We start from the raw sequence: 21,085 nt of genomic DNA, 5'->3' as shown, positions 1-21,085 counted from the left end.
AGCGCCGCCGTGTTTTGCCTTATGGCGGTTATACGCGATGGCAATCTTATTGACGATATCTTGCAAGCAGAAAGGCGGTGAAACAGACATGGCAAAGCAAGAACTGAACAGCGCACAGCAAGACAAAATCATCCTCACCGCGCCCAAGCCATTTCACTTTGCACAGACGTTGCGCTATCTCACTCGATCCCCGCATGAGTGTATGTTCCATGTGGAACATGACAAAATCTATCGTCTGCTGAACGTCGAGGGACAAAGCGTGATCGTCGAAATCAGCGGAGACGACGACGCGCTGACTGTGCGCTTGGTCAAACATGGCGCAATGACGGCAGCCCTGCAGGTGGCCATCGTTCGCTATGTGCGGGATTGGTTTGATTTTGATCGCGACTTGAAACCGTTCTATGCGCAAGTGGCGCAATGTCCCCTGCTCGGGCCTCTGGCGCGGCAATATGCTGGCTTGCGCATCATCGGCGTGCCAGACTTGTTTGAAGCGCTGTGTTGGGCCATCAGCGGGCAACAGATCAACCTAGCATTCGCTTATACCCTGAAACGGCGTTTGGTTGAATCCTTCGGCGCACAAGAAACGTGGAATCAACGAAGCTACTGGCTGTTTCCAACCGCAAAGACGGTTTCACAACTGGATGTCCGCGATTTGACAGCGCTGCAATTCACACAGCGGAAAGCGGAATATTTGCTCGAAATCGCCGCCCAGATCCGTGATGGCGCCTTGTCCAAAGATGGATTGCTCGCATTGGGCGACTTCAAAAAAGCGGAACAGAGGCTGCTGCAAATCCGAGGAATCGGACCATGGACGGCCAATTATGTCATGATGCGCTGTCTGCGCAATCCCGCAGCGTTCCCCGTGGCAGATGTCGGCTTGCAAAACGCCGTCAAAGCGCGATTGGGCACAGATGAAAAACCAACGCCAGAAACGTTGCAAATACTGGCGCGCGCCTGGAGTGGCTGGGAGGCGTATGCGACGTTTTATCTGTGGCAAAGCCTCTATCACACTGCATAGCGGCCCATCCGAAAAATCCAGAGCCCAATGCTCGTGATGAAGCGGAAATACGTGGATAAGCGCACGGCTAAGCGACCGCAGAGGATACCAATCACCATGCCAGCGATGGCATCCGTTGGCCAATGCATGCCCACGTATATCCGAGCAATCATGACAATGGCACTGCAGATGGTGAATATCCAGCTTAACCAAGACGGGCCGCTTCCCCACAAGGCGCTGGACATGCCAAAACCGCCAGACGTGTGATCACTCGGAAATGATGTATCCGCCGCATGGGGGATGATTTTATGCGCGCCAATACCAGGAACTGCGAATGGGCGCGGGCGGTACCAGATAAAACCGATCACCATATTGACGAAAAGCGCCATAAAACCGCCGATCACGGCGACGACGAGCGCATGCCGCCTGTCTTCATCCCGCCTTGGCAGCACAAACCACGCAATGATCAACAATGCCCCGTAAATCTCCATCGCATATTCGGCAAAAAACGACATGATGCCGTCCAACACGTACATATGTCCTGCATGTCGATTCAGCGCGTGAAAAATAGACACGTCAAAGCGATTCAAAATACGTTCATCCTCATCTGTTTTGTACATGTAATTTCTTACGAAACAGCCCTATCACTAAAAGGAATATAGGAATCCCCAGAAAGTTGATGGTAAATACATACGGCACCCAGTACATCTTTCCGTAATATTCCACGGAGACCACTTGCACATCGGGGATACATATCGCCAAGATGACGACCATCGGCGCGAGAATCCAGAGAAACTTCCGCCAATCGCGTATGCCCAACCACTCCGCAGTTCCGTAACAGGAGACGAACAAATAGACGGAGAGTTTGATAAACACACTGGTAAACCAGAGAATGACGACCACCACATCGATGTTTTGAATGAAATTCAGAATAGAAATAAATCTGGCGACATCATAAAACGGATACGTCATTTTCGACACGAGCGCGGGACCAAATGTAAAGAGCACGAACAATGTGGAGACAAAGACGACAAAAGCGGATACACCAATGGCCAACATGACTCTAGACTGCGCTCGTTTTGAATTGTCCATAAAGGCAATCAGCATGAGCATGATCACCGACTCACTGTAAAACGACATCGGAAATAACGCCCCTTGCAAGATGGGGCGCCAGCCGGAATCCGCGTAAATCGGCAAAATTCTGTGCCAATTACAATTTCCCAGATCCAGCACCAAAATTAGTGCGATCATCACCAATACAATCGGCCCAATGATTTCACTGCAGCGACCAATGCTTTCTATGCCCCCAAGGTAGACGATGTAAACCAGCAAAACGGAAATGGTGATGATGATGACCCAAAGCGGCGTTGATCGAAATAAAGAAATGATGATAAATTCCGAGAACTCCCGCGTGACTATGGCCATTTCAGAGTACCACTGAACGAAAAAAGGAATGATTATCAACACGCCAAACCATTTACCGACGATCCGCTTGCTAAATTGAATCAGCGTTTGATTCGGATAGAGCAAACCCAACGTCGTGGCGATGAACGTGATGAGGATTCCACCCAAACCCGCAATGAACATGGAAATCCAAGCATCCTGTTTCGCTTCTTGGGCAGAAGCGGTCATCGTCAGCAAAAGTGTATTGCCAATTTCAAAAGTCATCATGATCCAGAATACCTGCAACCCAGATATCTTCATGTTCCAATTCATACTGGAACCTCCACTTGATGCGCTGTCGTCTCGTCTACTCCCCGTTTTCAAACCAATGAGGCTCCGGTCAGGCCCGCATTCCGCACGGTCAAACTCACCTTTACAGACACATCTAGCTCGGCAAACTTGTCAGGCCAATGATTCTGTAATTTTCTCCATTGATATGGGTATTTTTGATGAATCGCTTCGCCAAATTGAAACACATCTGTTTTGTACTGTTTCTGCACCTTGTCAATCACAGCGATTGCATGGGCCTTTGCGCACTGATCCACCGCTTTTTCGACCTTACTCACATTGGCGCTCTTCTCGAAATCCAATTGCGTGCTGCTTTCACGAATCGTTCCCTGCCCACTCAACGTCACCGCAACGCGAATGTCAGAACCGTCAATCATGGGTTCGATCCTGCCTTTCATATGGCGGAGATCCACACTGACGCGCCCCTTGGTTCCAGGCACCTCTGCGACAATGGTTCGACGTCGCAATTTATCTGTGATCCATCGCACCAAACTGCTGTCCTCGACATTCAAGAAGCCCACCAATTTGAGACGTTCATCGAATATCGCCGCGCCTTCCATCTGCACTTGCGGTTCGCTGGACAAATCGTCTTGCTGTATGGACACCGTGGGCAAAATGGGACTCATGCCTTTGCTGTTCGCCGCAATCAAGAAATCACGCAATGACTTCTCCCCACCGCCCCATATATTGCGCCGCATTTTCAATGCGGCTAAGGCAGGAATGCGCTCAAGCGGATCTTGAATCTTCAATACGTCCATCGCCTGTCCATTCCTGACAATAAACATATCTGATCTCAAGCGCACGGTCGGACTGCGTGTCAGTTCATCCAAGATGTTCTTGAGCCCATCGCGCGCCAATCCTTCACCGACGAACAAGCCTTTACGGTGACTGGCAAACACTTCGCGCGACAACTTCACTTGCATGCGATTCAATCCATCAAGGATGTTGTCTCCTCGCGACGATTCCACCAAATACCCCTTTCCTTTGTTTTCACCGGTTCCATCGCTCGAAGACAACAATCCAGGAATCGCAATCTGGGCTGTTTGAATATACCCCTTGTGCGCATCCTTATCGATACCCCATCCCAGTACAATGGCGCGATCATTCAACTCTGTGGCATCCCAACAGCCAGTTGTAAAAAATAAACACCCACTACATATCAATAAGAGAATGGTTACACGCTTCAATGTCGACGATTCTCCTGTTCCGGACTCGGTTGTTGACCAGCAGGCATTCTTCTGCGCATACGTGAACTAAACATTGGACTGCGCGTCATATTCCACCGTGGTGAGCGGATGAACACATCTCTCCACTCTCCGAACAGTTGCGGCGAAACCGGCGTCATATATGGAACGCCGAACGAACGCAAGTTGACCAAGTGAATCAAGATGAGCAACGCGCCAAAACAGATGCCGTACAATCCCAGCACGCCAGCCAATATCAATAAAGGGAAACGAAGAATCCGATAAGCCGTGCCAAGGTTGTACCGGGGGATGGCAAAAGAAGCGATACCCGTCGCCGCGACCACAATCACCATAGGCGCCGAGATGATGCCCGCTTGCACAGCTGCTTGCCCAATGACCAACGCCCCCACGATACTGACAGCGGAGCCAATTGGTTTAGGCAGACGAACGCCCGCTTCCCGCAGCCCCTCAAACATCGTCTCCATGATCAACGCCTCAATCACCGCTGGAAAAGGAACCCCTTCACGGGCTGCGGCGATGCTGATAAGCAAATTCGTGGGAATGAGCTGGGGGTGGAAGGTCGTGACCGCGACGTACAGCGACGGAAGAAATAGCGCAACATTCACCAACAGCAATCGCAATATTCTTATGAATGACGCGTAAATAAATCTCTCATAATAATCCTCCGAAGCTTGTAGGCCACTCCAAAATGTCATCGGCACAATCAGCACAAACGGAGTGGTGTCCACAAAGATGGCAATTTTCCCTTCTAATAAGCTCGAACAAACCGCGTCAGGCCGCTCGGTATTTTGAATCAAAGGGAAAGGGGTGAATGGGGAATCCTCGATCATTTCCTCGATATATGAAGACTCCAGAATCCCGTCAATTTTGATCCGGCGAATGCGCGTGCGCACCTCATCCAAAATGGCGGATGGCGCAATGCCGTCGATATAGCTGATGACAATGTCCGTGTCTGACAATTCTCCTAGCGTAAATGACTCCATTTTCAATCTTGGCGTGCGAATTCGCCGACGTATGAGACTGGTATTCACCCGCAGCGTCTCAGTAAACCCATCGCGTGGTCCACGCACGGTCAATTCAGCGCTAGGCTCCTCCACAGCGCGTTTTTCGAATCCTTGTAAATCTGCGATGAGCGCCTGGTTCTCTCCATCGATGAGGACGACGACCTTTGACCTGAAGAGCTCTTTCAGCGCCCCACTGACTGTAGAAACAGCATGCACCTGTGAGACCGTTGCCAATTGCCGTTGAATCGACGCTTTGGACAATTTGACCGATGAATGCGCGTTTACATCCGTTGCAAGCGGCTGTAACACCACTTGATCCAGCAACTTTATATCAATCAGACCATCTACATAAATGAGCACGATGGCTGTACCACAATCCGTATGTAATGAGCGAAAACAAATATCGGAGCAATGTGCCAACTCAGCTCGAAACGCCGCTTCATTCTTTAAAACATCTGTCTGAAATTCATCGACTTCGACCGAATACGAGACGGATTCCAACAATTTTGTCCGACGCCGCAATCTCACTCGCTTTCCGCTCTGCATAGACACCTCCACTAGACACCTTTGAAATGTATATTGGTCTTATCTCCCGAATCTATACGCACGGTCTGCAGCCATTGACTTACCTGATTTGTGAGATAATTATGCGAGGACATTGGCGCAGAAAAACTTGCAGGATTGTGGTATATCCGTCTTGGGATGGTCTTATGACACCTTTGAAGTTTCACCGTCATGACGAGGAATGACACGTCACCTAGCGTTCTAACATGAAAAAAGTCGCCCACATACACCATGGACGACCTCATGTACACATCCCCACGAGAATCCACTTTAATCACGTCTATAACCAACCTGTCATTGTACACTTCATACAGTATCAGCATCTAACGCCCTGCGGATAAGAAAGATCAAGGCCTGATGGTTTAAGTTATTTCGTCGTATTTGAGCCTTTCAATTTGTCTTCGACTCTTCGAAGCGCTGCCGTCACGTGATCTGTCAACCATCCGCGCTTCTCTAACCAGTCCTGAACCAATTTCCATTCGCTCACACATTCCTCAAACCGATGCCCCTCTTCCAGTAAATGCGCTCGGCTGAATCGTGGGTCGATAAATTCCGGGTCCAATTGTGACGCGTGTTCCCAGAGTGTTAAGGCTTGGTCTGTATTTCCTTCCCGAGCCGCAACCGAGCCAGCAATGAAATTCAAAGTCGGATGGCGAGAATGAAGTTTTAGCCCTGCCTCCACGACCTTTTTAGCTTCCAGCACTTGGTCCGCACGTAAGTAGCACTGAGCCAAAAACGAATATATTCTTGGATCATCCGGAAACTCACTGAGCTTTTTCTTGTAAAATTCCACAGATATGTGGTTCTGTTTTAGTGAATCGCGGACAGAAATGAGTTGAGCGTTAAGTTTTCCGTAAACCCAGGAATCGCGGTCCGCATTTTCCAGCCCTTGGGTCAAAAAATCCGCAGCCCTTCGAAGATACACCATTCCTTTGCATTGATTAAGCCAACCGTAACTGTGTAGGATATCCGGGTTTGTAGGATCTTTCTCAAGCGCTTCGCAGGTTAACTTCAATGCTTCGTCTAAATATCGTTCATCTCCGGTGACTTCCCATTTCTCGGCTAATTCGGTCCGCCTGTCTTTAGCCACTTATATCACGCCCCTATGTTTTTTTCGCATCAGACTGTGCAACTCTGCGTTCATTTCGGTTAACATGCGTCCTTGCGGAGAAGGTGGCCCACTTAATTCTTGAATTAGTGAGGATGCAATATCTTTGGCAATCCTCGCACGAATTGTTTCCCAAACATTAGGGCAATGGTTGGTAAGCTCATTTTTCAAATTAAATCTCGACATCGCTTCGTCCAGGCTCATCGCATGTCCCCCCAACTAAGTAGGATAATCGTTTCAACGCCTGCCTGTATTTCCAACGAACTGTTCCCTCTGGAATATCAAATTCTTTGCTGATTTCGGCATGCTTAAAACCCGCAACAACATGTAATACCACAATTTCCCGCTCAACATCATCAAGTTGTGATAACACTTCCGTGATGGTGATTCTTTGTACGATAGCGGTTTCACCTGTATAGTTCGGATGTGGTGAGACCGTATCAAAGTCGACATGCTTTTCATTCCGAAACTTGCTGCTGCGCCATAAATCGAGCGCAATGTTACGAGCGATAGAGATTACCCACGCTTTTGGGTTACTTCCAGAATGATAACGCTCCACTCTATCGTAAACGCGAACAAAGGTCTCCTGCAGTACTTCATCAGCCAAGGCGTGGTTTCGCACGATTGACAAGGCTACGGAATACACCGGCACACGGAGAATGGTGTATAAAGTATGCAGCGCTTCAACATCGCCTTGCCTAATTCGTAACAGGGACTGATCTAAATTCTCATCCAACGCTTCATCCACAACCTCTCCCCCTTCTATATATACAACATTTGAAGAGGTGCATTTTGTTGGTGATGATTTGAAAAATGTTCGTGGCCCCGCTCAAAGGGGATACGCCCATCCAATCGCCATAAATATACAATGGTTATCAGTGGGTCCATGTTTTACTTGCAAACAAACCGTGCTCAGAAAAAAACCGGCTCCTTTGCGGCGCCGGTTTTACTCAAACAAGTGCGACCATCCACTTACATCCGATTTACAATGAAATCCCAAGAAGCCCGCGTGTGAATTGAAAATCAACGTTACCTTGTTGATAGAGACGAGGCGTATAGCGATGCTCAATGATCTCCTTGCAACGATTGAGCATCTGATCGATCCAATTGGCGGGATCGCCTGTGAGAGACAGATCCAAATCGTTCGCGTAAGCTTGTTGCATGGTCGGCTCCGAAGCCATTTGCAACATTGGCACAAAGGGATGCGTCTGCATCGGCTGGCGATTAACCAGCGCGATCATGAGCTCTACACCCGTTGCTGCCAACCCCGTGACGGTCTCCACCCAATGCTCGGTCGGCGTTTCCATCACGTGGAAACCGTCGCGACGGGCATGTTCACCATAGGACAATGACGGCAGGATATCGGAGGAAGTCAATACATCCTCCCGATAGGCAGGTGTCGAAAGCAAGCCACTGTTCTCTGGCACAACCACCGTGCCGCCTGCGCCGACAATCATTTTTGTCAGCGTCGCAAGTTGATGACCACATGCGTCTGTAACGGAGCCGTCGCTTAAGAGTCCAATGCGTAATCCCTCGAGCCCAACCGTTTCCTTCGTGGTTGGCGAAGTTGCTGATAATTGATTGACAAACCACGCTTCTACCTTCTGAGTCACCTTTTCAATGCCACCGTCAAGTTGAATACTAGCGAATCCAAGACGGCTGTGATCGACACCCAGTTCCTCCATCTTGTGACGCATATAATCGTTGTGTGTTTTCTCACATCCATGTTCCAACAGAAGACAGTGTTTGACCAGTGGATGCGTGATATAGCCAACCATTGTGCGAGCATACATCTCCTCTGGCTGACCACCATTATTGCCGCACCCTTCCGTGTGCGGCAAAGCTACGATGCGCAATGGATGCTCTGGTTGACCTAGACCCAGATTGTTCAGACGCTGCGTAATCTGATTTGCCACTTGACCAGAACAAAGACTGGTGGGCAAGATCAATCCGATGCCATCACTGCTTAGATGGTCTTGTTGACGAGTCAAAGTGAAGCGAATTGGCTTGGGGTCTGCGGATACATCCGTTCGAATCGCAATCGGTTCCCCTGTCGGCAAGGGTTTATGGAGCAATGTATCAAGTTGGCTCGCGTCGGTTTGGCGCCAGTTGCGCCAGATCTGCACCTGCGCATGGCCAGCTTTCTCACCGGCGCTCTGCTGACCTGAGGCGATTTGTAACGTCAGATCAAAAGCTTGCTTGCCTAATTCGTCCATAGACATGCCATCTTGATACTGACCGGCGTTGATATCCATATCATTGGCTAGCAATTGAAAGCGACGTGTCGTCGTCACGACTTTTATCGTCGGCACAAAAGGGAAATTGGTGATTGAGCCGTTGCCAGTGGTAAAGAAAATCAGGTTGCACCCAGAAGCCACCTGCCCCGCAATGCCCTCGAGATCGTTACCAGGGCTGTCCATGAAATAGAAGCCGGATTCCTTCATGAGATCCGCGTAGTGAATGGCGTAGTCAAGGCGAGTGGCTGGGTCTTTCTTGCGAGCGGCGCCAATGGACTTGAGATAAATGTTATAAAGGCCCCGATATTTATTGCCACCAGATGGATTTCCTTCAGCGTTCGCGCCATGCCATGCCGCTCGCTCTTTGAAATCCTGCACAAGCGATAGGAACTTGCGGGCGGTTTCCAGGTCGCGCACCTTGTGTAAGACATAGGACTCGGCGCCGATTAATTCATCGGTTTCGGCCAGATTGGCGCTACCGCCATAACGAACTAACTCCCTTGAAATCCAACCTAGCAGCGGATTGGCAGAGATGCCAGAAAAAGCATCTGAACCGCCGCATTGTAGCGCTATCTTTAGATTGCTAATGCATTCAGGGGTCCGTTCCATCGCATTGACCGTTGGTAACCATTCACGTACAATGGCTTCCCCTCTCGTCAAACTCTCTTGAAATCCGCCTCTGATGGAAAGGAACTGATGCAAAACATCATCTAATGGATACTCGTGTTTACGTAAATACGCTTCGAGCATTCGATTGGTCACTGGTTCCGTGCCATGGTCTACGATCAACACAGCACCCACGTTCGGATTGACGATGAAGCCGGCTAACGTCCGAAGCAATAGTTCCAGGTTATTGGAGTCATCGACGTCCCCTTCGGTATGCGCTACAGGAACAATACCATCTACGCCGGGGTATTGCTTTAGTTGGCGCTGGAGGCGAATGGCAAGTCGCTTGACATAGCTCCCAGTGCGAGAGGTGGTACCCAACAAGACAACCATGTTGCGCGTGCCCACGCCTCGCGCTTGGTTGCGCCGATATCCCATAAAGGTGCGTGTCTCCGGGTAAATGGGCAACGCTTCCGCTGGATGAAAGTTTGCCTCATCAAGAACGTAAGGCGGAATTTGGTCATCAAAATTAGGCGCTGCTGGCAACGTGAATTCCAGCGAACGGAGACTGAGCGCATCTAACACACCCTTGTTGATTACATAATTGCCTGGCTGAATGCTTTGCAGCGCCACACCGAACGGCAATTCCCAAGAGAGTAAGGCTTCACCAGAAGCAATCGCTTTCACAGCAAAGCGATGTCCTTCCATGACAGTGTAATCCAAGGTCAAGGCTTGACCTTGATAATCAATGATGGTGCCGGCCGCCAGTTGTTGAGTGGCGATGGCGACATTGTCTCCAGGTAACGGGAGTCTAGCGACTTCGTCAAAATGGTAAGATGGGTTCATCGATGTTAACCCCTCTCTTCAGAATTGATTTAAAAACCCCGCAGCCACACTTATTCAAAGAGGTTGTCAATCACGTCAGGAAAATATCGGATTGATCAACACATCAAGGCGAATGCTTGTCTTCAGCGTATATTCATCAATATGTAGTAGCATACATAAAAACTGAACGTTGCGGTGAGTTCTCGTGTAAAAATATTTTGAATACATACTATGCAGCGTAGCGTTAGTTGCGATCCACCACTGCACATGTTGTTCCACGAATTTTGTATCAGAGCTGCAGGTTAGACTGCGATGGAATCATCAAAAAATTTCTTGGAAACAGACATGCGAGACACGACGTAAATCCATATCAGATTTATTGCAAAAAGTGATGATGTTCCATAGAAAATCGTCTGCACTCCGAATTGATTGTCGATCACGGCGCCCAGCAATGGGCCGACCACATTTCCCATCGACATGGCGGTCTGATTTAAGCCAAACGTCATTCCCTGATTTTCCTTGCTCGTCGTTCGTCTTAAAAGGGCGTTGATGGAAGGGATCAATCCCCCAATGGATATTCCTGTCATGAAACGCAGGATGGAGAAAACATACGGATTCGTCACGAACGCTTGCGGTATATAGAACAAGGTCGTGAGCAGGAGGCAGATCAACAGAACTCGATGGGCTCCCACGCGGTCCCCCAAGTTACCGAGGTAAGATGCGGCCAACACGGTTCCGAGGGCACTCGTAGAAAAAATGAGACCGCTGACGGTTTCAACATGACGATGTATGCCCATGGAATTCTCCACGTACAGCGTTAGAATCGGCTCAATCGTTTGAATTCCGGCTGACAGGAGAAATGATGAAAAGTAGAGCGCCATGATGAGGGGTGTGTTTTTCAACACGGCACCAAAGCTGGTCGAAGACGACGACTGTTTTGGCACCAGCACCGGGCTCGGCCGCTTGACACTGAACAAAACAATCAAAGTGGAAACGATAATTGAACCTGATGTGACCAAAAATGTATGCTGCATGCCTATCGACTCGGCGACTACACCGCCAAGCAAAGGACCAAGCAACCCCCCGGCGACTGCCGCGGCCTGCAACTTACCGAGTGCTTCTCCGGCGCGTTCTTTTGGTGTGACAATGGCCTGAAGAGCTACAGATGCGGCACCAAAGCCGCCGACCATGCCGAACACACAGCGTAGCATCAGCAGATGAATAGGCGAGGCTGCAAACGCCATGCCTGCGTACACAATCCCCATCGCCAATCCTGAAGGAATCATGACCGTCTTAGGGCCCAATCGATCCGCCAGCTTGCCCCAAAAGGGAGAGGACAGCGAGATAAACAGATGATTTGCGCCAAAGATCATACCCGACCAGAGCACCGCCTGAGATTGATTGGTGATTCCCATCTGCACCACATATAGAGAAAGGAATGGAACAATCATGCTCATGCCCGCATTACTCACAAAGGTAACCAACAACAATATGGTGAGCGTCTTTCTCCAACTGTCATCCGGAACCATGCTACGAAGTCTCCTCACACTGCCTCCATTCCCTCATAGAGAGAGACAGCGCAATCATTATAACAGTTCAGATAATATGGCAACCCACCGAAATATACTACAATAGATTTCATCACAGAAAGGAGATTTCCAAGTGAGTAATCGTAAAAGCGTTCTTATTCCCTATGTACTTTTCGCATTTGTCCTTGGTTTCGCGTGGTTTATGCTGGCATCGATGGTACCAGCCATTATGACGGAGCTCCACGCATCGTTGTCATCCACACTCTTGTTCATTTCGTTTTACGGCTATGCCATGGTGATTGGTGCAATTCCAGCCGGGATATGGACAGCTCGAAAAGGACCGAGACCTGTCCTGACCTGCGCGGTCATTCTGTCGATCATTGGATTGTTCCTACGCCTATTTGCTCATACGTATGTCGTCTTTTTTATCGCGCAAGCCATCGCAGCACTCGCGTACCCGTTTCTTATCGCTCCAATAGGATCAGTTCTTCGTATGTCGAACATTCGCAGTTTGAAAATGGCGACTGGCCTTACAATTGGAATGCTATTTTTCGGCATGGGATTAAGTGCTATCATCGCTTCCCATTTCACCGTGATGACCGGCCTCTGGGTTGGGTTCATCCTAAATCTTATCGTGGGAATTTGGCTTTTGATAGCACTTCGCGGCATTCCTCAATTCGATGGTCCCATGCTTGTCCGCATCCGAGTGACGTATTCGAATTGGTGGATTATCGGGCTTGTTGTTTCGTCAACCAGTGTGATGATCGGCGGTGTAACCGCATCGGCCCTCGGACATTTGCAAATCGCTGACGCAGATGCTTTCGGGGGATTATTATCGGGGCTTACATTTCTCGGTTCAGCCGTCGGAGCTGGATTGTTTGGCGCTGTCGCAGAAGGACTACGCAATGCGAAGCAACTCATCCGAACATTGGCGATTCTCACGCTCCTCTCGGTATTGCTTGTCACACTGCTCATGACTGGGCACTTAGGCCATTCAAAAGCCATATTCGATATCATGTTCTTCCTTGCAGGCGTGTTCGGGAACGGCTGGTACACACTAACACTTGAAGAAGCCGCGCGACGTGCTGCTGACAATGGAAGTGCCGGGCTCAATACAGCAGGCTACAGCATGGCATCAAATTTGGGCGTGGCCATTATACCGGTCATTCTCGGCCCGCTTGTCATTTCGCAGCCGACACAATGGATTACTATTACACTCATTCTGTTTGTGATTGCCGTCATCCTCTCATTCGTGACGCGGGTACAGGCGGATTAACACAGCAATTACATCACGGCTTCACCCGTTATCTAGACCTGCTCTACTTCAAAGCGAAGTGAATGCCACCGGCCTGCTCGGAGCAATGTATCATACCCCTTGATCTTCCACTACCGAAGTGACATTGGTCGCTTATAAAAACCGTCTCCCCTGACAAATGTCGATGTCAGAGGAGACGGTTCTTTTTGTTAGCCTTAAAGGCTCGCTCAATAATCGGCGGCGAGTGTGCTGTCTTTTCCGTTGTTCATCTTTGCCGTGTTGAATGCAACGGTCAAAACGACTGTGACGATCACGTTCAAAATCAATGCCCATATGGCCGCGTACGCTGCCACGGAATGCCCGAACAGATTCAGGACATAAGTGGTCGATTTATAGCCTGTGGTCGACCACATGTAAATGCCGTAGACGATGCCAGCGAGCCAACCAATCAATAGCGCTCGGCGATGGAACCAACGCGTATACAGGCCAAAAATCAGCGCCGGAAGCGTCTGCAACACGAGGATACCGCCGACTTGCTGCATGCTGATCGCGTATTGTTGGGGAAATCCGATGATGAAGATCAGTGCGCCAACTTTGACAAGAAGTGAAACGAGTTTCGCAACTTTTGCCTCGTGTTGTGTACTGGCACTTTTATAAAAAAATGATTTGTAGATATTGCGTGTAAAGAGATTTGAAGCAGCAATGGACATAATTGCCGCAGGAACCAGCGCGCCGATGGCGATGGCCGCAAACCCGAAGCCTGCGAACCATCCAGGGAACTCCTTTATGAATAAGAGCGGCACAGCGGATGACGTTGACTTGGTGTTGATCCCGGCTGCGAGTGCCATGAACCCGAGCAATGCAATAATGCCGAGCGCGAATGAATAAGCCGGAAGCAACGCCATATTGCGCTTCACGACTTTGCGGCTGCTCGCGCTGAACACGCCAGTCATCGCGTGCGGGTACAAGAACAAGGCAAGCGCAGAACCAAAGGCGAGTGTGCCATAGACAGATGCTGTCTGCGGCGATGTGATGAAGGCGCCCGGCGGTGTGTGCGTTGCGAGTGCCGTTTGTGCGGCGTGAAAAATGTGACTGAATCCACCGAGTTTAATCGGAATGACGATGATGGCGACAATCACAGTGATGTAAATCATCAAGTCCTTCACGACGGCGATCATCGCCGGCGCCCGAAGACCACTCGTGTAGGTGTACAGCGCAAGAATGACAAATGCCACGATCAGCGGCCAATCGCCACCGATGCCCATGGCCCCAATCACAGCCTGCATGCCCGTCAACTGTAGTGCGATGTAGGGCATGGTCGCAACGATACCTGTGATGGCGATGGCCAAAGACAACAGTTTATCGTCGAAGCGTCCCTCGATGAAATCGGCTGCCGTGACATAGCCGTGCTTCTTGGCGACAGACCAGAACCGAGGCAGGATGATGAAAAAGATAGGATAGACCACGATGGTGTACGGCACTGCATAAAATCCCATTGCACCGGCTCCGTACATCAGCGCGGGGACGGCGATAAACGTATAGGCCGTATAGAGATCCCCTCCGACGAGGAACCAAGTGATGACGGTGCCAAACCGTCGCCCCGCCAGGCCCCATTCTTCAATTTGAGAGAGGTCTCCCTTGCGCCATCTAGCGGCTAGAAAACCAAGAATCGTGACAAGTGCGAATAGAATGATAAAAACGACGAGCGCTGCCCACTGCATAAGAAATTTATCCCTCCTTTGCGGCTTCTACATTAATTCTCTTTTAAAATAAGGTACATGATGAATGTCACAAGTGAACTAATCATGACCCAAAGCATTTGATACCAATAGAAGAATGGAATGCCCCATAGCGTTGGCGTTACCGACGAGTAGAACTCCGGAAACAAGGTCCCAATCAGTGGGATCAGGGCAAGCAAGTACCACCAAGGACTGCCTTTTCTCTTCGATGTTGCTTTGTCCACATGACAACCTTCCTTCCAGAAATAATGGCGCGGCAAGTCCAAACCTACTGATGAAGTTTATGTAACCGCATTCACAGACACTTCTACTCGACCTCGGGTCGAGTATGCCATGTCTTATTGTAAATAATCAGGTGTCTTTGTCAAAAATCAGTACAGCGAGCAAGCTAGCGCGTTTCATTGACGCTGTGCGCAACAAATTCCTCGATGATGTGATGGATAATCTTCAGGCTGTCGATGAGCATCGGTCCGCACTGAAGGATCTCACTGTTCATCTCATAGACAAAACTCCCTTTCACGGCTGGGATATTTGCGAAATCTGGCCGCGATAGAAAACTGTCTCGGTCAAACGGTTTACCACACCAGGATGCCAGCACAATGTCGGGTTCCGCTGAAATGATATCGCGCTTGTCCACTACCCGATCAGACGCATAGCGCCCCCTTATAGATTTCTCGCGAAATACATCTTGGCCACCAGCGATCTCGATGAGGTCACTCACCCAACCCGTTCCGACGATGATCGGATCCATCCATTCCTCAAAGTAGATTTTTGGCCGAAAAGGTAGCTTACTCGCCTTTTGCCGGACATCCTCTACTGCTTGTCGCAGTTGCGCTTCATACGCCACTGCTTTTTCGGGCGCTCCAACTACATTCCCAATCAGCAAAATGGTGTTGTACATGTCTTCCAAGCGATGGGGATTGAGGTGAATGGTCGTAACACCCTGGGCAGATAACTCGCTGGCTAAATCTTTTTGGACACCCGAAGTTAAGATGGCGACATCCGGTCGATTTGAAAGGATGCGCTTCGTACTCCCATGCTGAAATCCAGACACTTTTGGGATATCGAGCGCCTCAGGTGGACGCGTGGTATAGGCCGAAATGCCGACCACACGCTGCAATGCGCCTAGCCGATGGAGAATCTCTGGTATTTCTGCAGCTAGGCAAACAATACGTTCTGGATACATATCAAGCCACCTCCATTTTCAAATGCTGTGTCCTTGATTGGCCTACGCTCTGGCGTCTCGAAATCGGGCACATCGTTCTACAAACCGCTTTGCGACGTTTGGATTCGAGCCAAAGTGAAGATGAGTATAACCCGCAATGACGTTATCTAGGAAATACCCTTCTTCAAGGAAAGCTACAGGCTTGTTTCCTGTCGTGCGATACGCAGGCTTTGTTTGCGTGTGAAACGCAATAGACGAGTAATGAAATTCATGACCACGTGCCTTCTCACCAGATGGGACTAACCAGTTGCCGTCCGTCCCAGTCACTTCGCGATATCCAAAGCCAGACAACCTTTTTTGTATACTGACACGCGCCGGAATGACGCCGACCATGGCGTGCGTCTTTCCCCCTACATCCGTCAGTTCTTCGGTGAGATACATGTACCCGCCGCACTCGGCATATGTGGGCAGTCCACTTTGGATATGTCGGAAAAGCGACGCTCGAGTTTGATGATGGGCCGAAAGCTGCGCCGCGAACTCTTCAGGAAATCCCCCGCCAATATAGAGCCCGTGTGCTGCGCTTGGGATTTCATCGCCTGCCAGTGGGCTGAAGAATACGAGTTCCGCACCGTAACTGTTGAGAAACTCCAAGTTCTCCTCATAGTAAAAGTTAAAAGCTGCATCTCGAGCGACTGCAATGCTCACAGGCGGCTGATTAGGTACAGCGCGTTGCGCAGTCGGTTGCAAAATTGAAGGTTCTTCGCCGAGATCGGGCGATGCTGTTGCAATGGATAAAATGGCGTCCAAATCGATTGTGGCAGTTGCAAGGTCCCCTAGTTTTTTGAACATAAGCGTATGTTCGCCGCGCTCAATCGCTGGAACGAGACCCAAATGCCGTTCAGGAATTTTGATTTCATCGTGTTGCGTGAGATATCCCACTACAGGCACACCGCAAGCATCTTCTACGGCCTCTTGAATCAGCCGATAATGCCCTTCCCCACCCACGCGGTTGGCAATGACACCCGCGATATGGACGCGCTCGTCGAGCGACTGATAACCTTTGACCATGGCGGCAGCACTGCGAGCCATACCAGAGGCGTCAATGACGAGAATAACGGGGCACGCTAGCAACAGGCTCATTTCCGCCGTACTTCCTTCATTCGATGATGGACTTTTTCCATCGTAAAATCCCATGACACCCTCAATGATAGACAAATCAGCATCCATTGCTGCCTTGGCAAATACGGTTTGTACCATATCGTGCGTCAGCATCCAACTGTCTAAATTTCTAGACGTCCGACCGGTGATTGCGGAATGGTAGCTACCATCAATATAATCTGGCCCCACTTTGAACCCTTGTGTGGTTAGCCCCCTCTGCTGAAAACCAGCCATAAGCGCTAGTGACACGGTGGACTTCCCGACGCCACTATTCGTGCCAGCCACGACAATTCTTGGTAATTTCATTCGTTCAACTCGCTTTCTACAAAATCTTCGCATACGAGGATCATGCCGGGCAGATTGATGGAAACGAGGGACGCAAACTTCTGTCCAGGAATTTCAGGACAATACCATCACGACGTGAGAAAGGGGCGTGTCCCACCGGCCAATGCACAGTGCTGGCCCCAGAATACGCCCCTTATCCCTCTTCCTCAAACAGAGTTCACATTCGTCAGCGGTCGCGCAGAAACGCCTTCGAAGGAAATTTCGACTGGCGCGATGGTTCCATCCGGATTGAAGTGCAGCGGATCTATACATACCACCCTGTGATTTGCATCTGTTTCCGAGAGCGGCCGACGGTGATACACGATATACCATTCATCCGTGCCCGGAATTTGAATCATGCCGTGGTGTCCAGCACCTGTGGCGACTTGCGGATTTTGCGCCAAGATCTTTTGCTCCCGCAAAAACGGACCCAAAGGTGAATCGGACCTAGCATAAGCCACCGAATAATGCGGACCGCCCCAGCCACCTTCCGCCCACATAAAGTAGTAGGTGCCATTTCTCTTAATCATGCATGGGCCTTCCACATATCCTTCAGGCGTAATTTCTTTATACACTTCCCCGTCAACGAAAGTGCCAAGACTGATCATATCCTCGTTCAGTTTGACGACATTGCAATGCTTCCAGCCGCCATAATACAAATAGGCGCTGCCATCATCGTCAATGTACACGTGTGGATCTATCGGCTGCGCGCCATGATGAAACTGGTCAATCAAAGGATGCCCAAGCGCATCGATAAACGGCCCACTTGGCCCATCCGCCACCGCAACGCCAATGCCGCCATACTCATCGTTGTTTTGGATATCGTTCGCTGAGAAGTAGATGTAGTATTTCCCGTTCCGTTCAATGGGAGATGGCGCCCAGACAGCGCGCTGCGCCCAAGTGATGTCTTTTTTGTCGAGAATGCGCTCCACTTTCGTCCATTCCACCAAATTGTCCGAATGGAACGCGTCGAAGAATGTCTGCTCATCGTAGGACGCTGAAAATGTGGGATAGACCCAGTATTGCCCCTCGAATATTCTTGCTTCCGGGTCGGCGTACCAGCCCGAAAAAATTGGATTGCCAGATTTCGCACCGTTATTTTCCATGATTTCTGATTCCCCTATCCTGAAAGTAAAGTCGATACCTTGGTGTGCGCCACCCACGATGCCTCGATTGACTGGTATTTTCATGGTTCTGCTGGTGCGGGACGCATCACGCATGGGCGGTCCATCAATCAATTTCACCAAGACAAATCGCGCAACGAATGCGTGCCATACTTCACGCGCACATTCTTTCCTTGATTTCGCAGGCGAGTCGTCACTCTATTCAGCGCCACTTGTGCAGCGTGATCCCAAACGTGCGCGCCGGTCAGATCCAGGCAGATGTTTTGCACACTTTCATTAAAGTTGATCGCGTTTTCAAAGTGTGTAGTCGAGCCGAAAAACAGCTGGCCTCGGATGAAATATACCTGCTCGTCTCCATCAAACCGCGGCCTCACTTGTACTTTCGAGATCTTGTACACAAACACAATCGCGCTCAAGGCCACACCTGTGATGACACCGATGGCCAAATTCTGTGTAGGAACCACCACGGCCACCGTGACAATCATGACAAAGGCTTCGCTTTTGGGAATGCGATGGATGTTGCGCAGGTACCCCCAGTCAAATATCTGCGAGCAAATCATGAACATCACGCCGACCAACGCGGCCATGGGGATGCTGCTGACCACACCGCCAAACACCTGCACCAGCAAAAACAGCACGATGCCCGCCGTCAATGTGGACAACCGCCCGCGACCGCCCAATAATTTCGTATTCATCACCGACTCGGCCACCAGTGCGCAACCAGCCATGCCGCCAAACAAACCCGAAACCACGTTCGCGATGCCTTGTCCTGTCATCTCACGATTTTTATCGGTTTTGGTCTCCGTGATTTCGTCAATCATCACTTGTGTCAACAAGGTTTCTGAATAGCCCACGACCGCCAGCGAGAGCGCGGTGGGCAAGACGATGAGCAATGTATGCAGCGTGAAAGGGACATCTGGAATTCGCAGCGTAGGCAATGCCCTTGTGATGGTGGCAATGTCGCCGACCGTGCGCGTATGCAGTCCCAACGTAACGGTCACAATGGTCATCACCACCACTGCGACTAAAGGCGCAGGGATCACTTTCGTAAATTTAGGCAGGAGATAGATGATAAGTAATGTACCTGCCACAACCACATACATCGGCCATGATTCGCCGCGGAAATTTTTTAGTTGCGCCAAGAACACAAGAATCGCCAGCGCATTGACAAACCCCGTCACGACCGCATGCGGCACATAGCTCATCCATTGACCAAGTTTCAGACGCCCCATGAGAAATTGAATTATACCCGTCAAAATGGTGGTTGCGAACAGATACTGCAGTCCGTAGTGCGCGACAAGGGCCGACATCAACACAGACATGGAACCAGCCGATGAAGATAGCATCGCTGGCCGCCCGCCAAAAAAAGAGATGACAATGAGAATCGAGATGGTACTATAAACCCCAATCATTGGATTGACACCGGCGATGAAGGAAAAAGCCAGCGCATCAGGAATCAAAGCCAACGTTGACGTCGCCCCGGCTAAGATGTCCGCTTTGGTATTGAAAAACCAATTTTGCTTCAAATACGCTATCAACAGAAGACACCTCGTACTTTTCATTTCAAACATTCAATGTCTTGATTCGGTTCGATCCGCCAAATCCATCGGCGTGTTCAACTCATTTCGCACCGTTTGAATGATACTTTGCAATTTTACTTGTTCTGGCTCTAAATTCATCAATTTCACGGATAAATGATCAAGCAGCGCCCGTTTGACGATGCGCTTTTCATTCAAGGCCCACTCTCCCCGTGCAGCCAGCCGAGCATGGGATTCTTCCACAATGGCCCGCGCCACTGCGCCAGCCACACCGATGATATCCCCCGCAGCGGCATACGCCCCTTCGGCATAGGCTAAGTGAAGCAGCGCGGTTTCATGCCAAAAGGCATAGGCTTTTTCGCAGAGCAATGTCGGGTACTGCGGCTTTGGCAGACTGCCGACAAGCACCCGCGCCAACGCAAGCTCGCCAACGACGACGTATGTCGGAATACCAGCAAGATAAAATGGCAGTCTTTCCACCGCAAAACGTCCTTGCTCCGCTTCCGCCATGTGGTGCTCCACTTCATCGAGATCGCGATAATGGACATCCACATGATAACCATCGACAGTGAGCCACGCCCCCCCATTCATGACACCGCCGCCCCAGCCGCCTATCTTGGAAATCGTGCCAGGCCAGCCCAGCGCTTTGATATCATCGGGATCGAAATGCCCCCGATAGTAAATGGCAAAATCAAAATCACTGTCCGGCCTGTGCTCGCCTGTGGCGCGGGAGCCCCCTAAAGCCACAGCCTGCACGCCCGGCACAGAGGCTAAGCGATGCGCAACATCGTCAATAGACAGAGGATTCGTCTCCATCAGCTACGCGCCTCCAGCACAATTTATACGTAGACATGCATCAATCAACACTGAATTCGGGTGACCACTCCCCATGCCTAAAGGCAGGGGCTTCTCAGAACACGCATGGCGCAACCCGCCTACGTTATGTCCTGAAGGCTCAGTCCAAGCCAACCAGTAA

17 protein-coding genes are annotated in these 21,085 nt (G+C 50.2%); 2 read left to right on the top strand and 15 right to left on the bottom strand.

What is annotated here, in order from left to right; all coding sequences use genetic code 11:
- Window positions 1-37: 37 nt before the first annotated feature.
- Window positions 38-1,018 (top strand): DNA-3-methyladenine glycosylase family protein, encoded by a 981-nt coding sequence (locus ACFSB2_RS16945; RefSeq protein ID WP_377944288.1) that lies wholly within the window; start codon window positions 38-40, stop codon window positions 1,016-1,018.
- On the opposite strand, the gene ACFSB2_RS16940 is transcribed toward ACFSB2_RS16945, so the two are convergent.
- The 8 genes from ACFSB2_RS16940 to ACFSB2_RS16905 form a co-directional block, all read right to left on the bottom strand.
- Window positions 1,006-1,587: a phosphatase PAP2 family protein gene (locus tag ACFSB2_RS16940; RefSeq protein ID WP_377944287.1), complete on the bottom strand. Its 582-nt coding sequence runs from the start codon at window positions 1,585-1,587 to the stop codon at window positions 1,006-1,008. The genes ACFSB2_RS16945 and ACFSB2_RS16940 overlap by 13 nt on opposite strands.
- 13 nt (window positions 1,588-1,600) lie before the next feature.
- The gene (locus ACFSB2_RS16935) at window positions 1,601-2,713 is read right to left on the bottom strand and encodes a GerAB/ArcD/ProY family transporter (RefSeq protein WP_377944286.1); all 1,113 of its coding nucleotides are present in this window, start codon (window positions 2,711-2,713) and stop codon (window positions 1,601-1,603) included.
- A gap of 47 nt (window positions 2,714-2,760) precedes the next feature.
- Entirely contained in the window at window positions 2,761-3,915 is a 1,155-nt protein-coding gene (locus ACFSB2_RS16930) for a Ger(x)C family spore germination protein (protein ID WP_377944285.1), read from the bottom strand.
- Window positions 3,912-5,483 carry a spore germination protein gene (locus ACFSB2_RS16925; RefSeq protein ID WP_377944284.1) on the bottom strand — a complete coding sequence of 524 codons (1,572 nt, stop codon included), beginning with the start codon at window positions 5,481-5,483 and terminating at the stop codon, window positions 3,912-3,914. Before ACFSB2_RS16925 ends, ACFSB2_RS16930 begins: the two co-directional genes overlap by 4 nt.
- Before the next feature lie 385 nt (window positions 5,484-5,868).
- Window positions 5,869-6,591 carry a tetratricopeptide repeat protein gene (locus ACFSB2_RS16920; protein ID WP_377944283.1) on the bottom strand — a complete coding sequence of 241 codons (723 nt, stop codon included), beginning with the start codon at window positions 6,589-6,591 and terminating at the stop codon, window positions 5,869-5,871.
- Window positions 6,592-6,781: 190 nt separating this feature from the next.
- On the bottom strand, window positions 6,782-7,357 hold the full coding sequence (locus tag ACFSB2_RS16915; protein WP_377944282.1) for an RNA polymerase sigma factor: 576 nt from the start codon (window positions 7,355-7,357) through the stop codon (window positions 6,782-6,784).
- 235 nt (window positions 7,358-7,592) lie between these two features.
- On the bottom strand, window positions 7,593-10,298 hold the full coding sequence (locus ACFSB2_RS16910; RefSeq protein WP_377944281.1) for a UxaA family hydrolase: 2,706 nt from the start codon (window positions 10,296-10,298) through the stop codon (window positions 7,593-7,595).
- Between the two features lie 281 nt (window positions 10,299-10,579).
- A complete protein-coding gene (locus tag ACFSB2_RS16905; RefSeq protein WP_377944280.1) occupies window positions 10,580-11,806 on the bottom strand; it encodes an MFS transporter in 1,227 nt (408 codons plus the stop codon).
- Window positions 11,807-11,939: 133 nt separating this feature from the next.
- Here ACFSB2_RS16905 and ACFSB2_RS16900 point away from each other — a divergent pair, with 133 nt between their 5' ends.
- The gene (locus ACFSB2_RS16900) at window positions 11,940-13,082 is read left to right on the top strand and encodes an MFS transporter (RefSeq protein WP_377944279.1); all 1,143 of its coding nucleotides are present in this window, start codon (window positions 11,940-11,942) and stop codon (window positions 13,080-13,082) included.
- Between the two features lie 206 nt (window positions 13,083-13,288).
- Here the strand turns inward: ACFSB2_RS16900 and mctP are convergent, their stop codons facing one another.
- The 7 genes from mctP to ACFSB2_RS16865 all read right to left on the bottom strand — a co-directional run bounded on the left by mctP (window position 13,289) and on the right by ACFSB2_RS16865 (window position 20,925).
- Window positions 13,289-14,782, bottom strand: a complete 1,494-nt coding sequence (mctP, locus tag ACFSB2_RS16895) for a monocarboxylate uptake permease MctP (RefSeq protein WP_377944278.1) — start codon at window positions 14,780-14,782, stop codon at window positions 13,289-13,291.
- Window positions 14,783-14,814: 32 nt separating this feature from the next.
- On the bottom strand, window positions 14,815-15,024 hold the full coding sequence (locus tag ACFSB2_RS16890; RefSeq protein WP_377944277.1) for a DUF3311 domain-containing protein: 210 nt from the start codon (window positions 15,022-15,024) through the stop codon (window positions 14,815-14,817).
- Between the two features lie 164 nt (window positions 15,025-15,188).
- Window positions 15,189-15,986, bottom strand: a complete 798-nt coding sequence (locus tag ACFSB2_RS16885; RefSeq protein WP_377944276.1) for an ABC transporter substrate-binding protein — start codon at window positions 15,984-15,986, stop codon at window positions 15,189-15,191.
- Window positions 15,987-16,028: 42 nt separating this feature from the next.
- Complete coding sequence (locus ACFSB2_RS16880) at window positions 16,029-17,429, bottom strand: cobyrinate a,c-diamide synthase (RefSeq protein ID WP_377944275.1); 1,401 nt, start codon at window positions 17,427-17,429, stop codon at window positions 16,029-16,031.
- A 185-nt stretch (window positions 17,430-17,614) separates the two neighbouring features.
- Window positions 17,615-18,553 (bottom strand): glycoside hydrolase family 43 protein, encoded by a 939-nt coding sequence (locus ACFSB2_RS16875; protein ID WP_377944274.1) that lies wholly within the window; start codon window positions 18,551-18,553, stop codon window positions 17,615-17,617.
- A 134-nt stretch (window positions 18,554-18,687) separates the two neighbouring features.
- Window positions 18,688-20,109 (bottom strand): SulP family inorganic anion transporter, encoded by a 1,422-nt coding sequence (locus tag ACFSB2_RS16870; protein ID WP_377944273.1) that lies wholly within the window; start codon window positions 20,107-20,109, stop codon window positions 18,688-18,690.
- Between the two features lie 33 nt (window positions 20,110-20,142).
- Window positions 20,143-20,925 (bottom strand): nucleotidyltransferase domain-containing protein, encoded by a 783-nt coding sequence (locus ACFSB2_RS16865; RefSeq protein WP_377944272.1) that lies wholly within the window; start codon window positions 20,923-20,925, stop codon window positions 20,143-20,145.
- Between the last annotated feature and the right edge of the window lie 160 nt (window positions 20,926-21,085).

The sequence above is a fragment of the Alicyclobacillus fodiniaquatilis genome (assembly GCF_042678105.1).
Classification (GTDB): Bacteria; Bacillota; Bacilli; order Alicyclobacillales; family Alicyclobacillaceae; genus Alicyclobacillus; species Alicyclobacillus fodiniaquatilis.
This window is presented reverse-complemented; position numbering and strand designations above follow the sequence as displayed.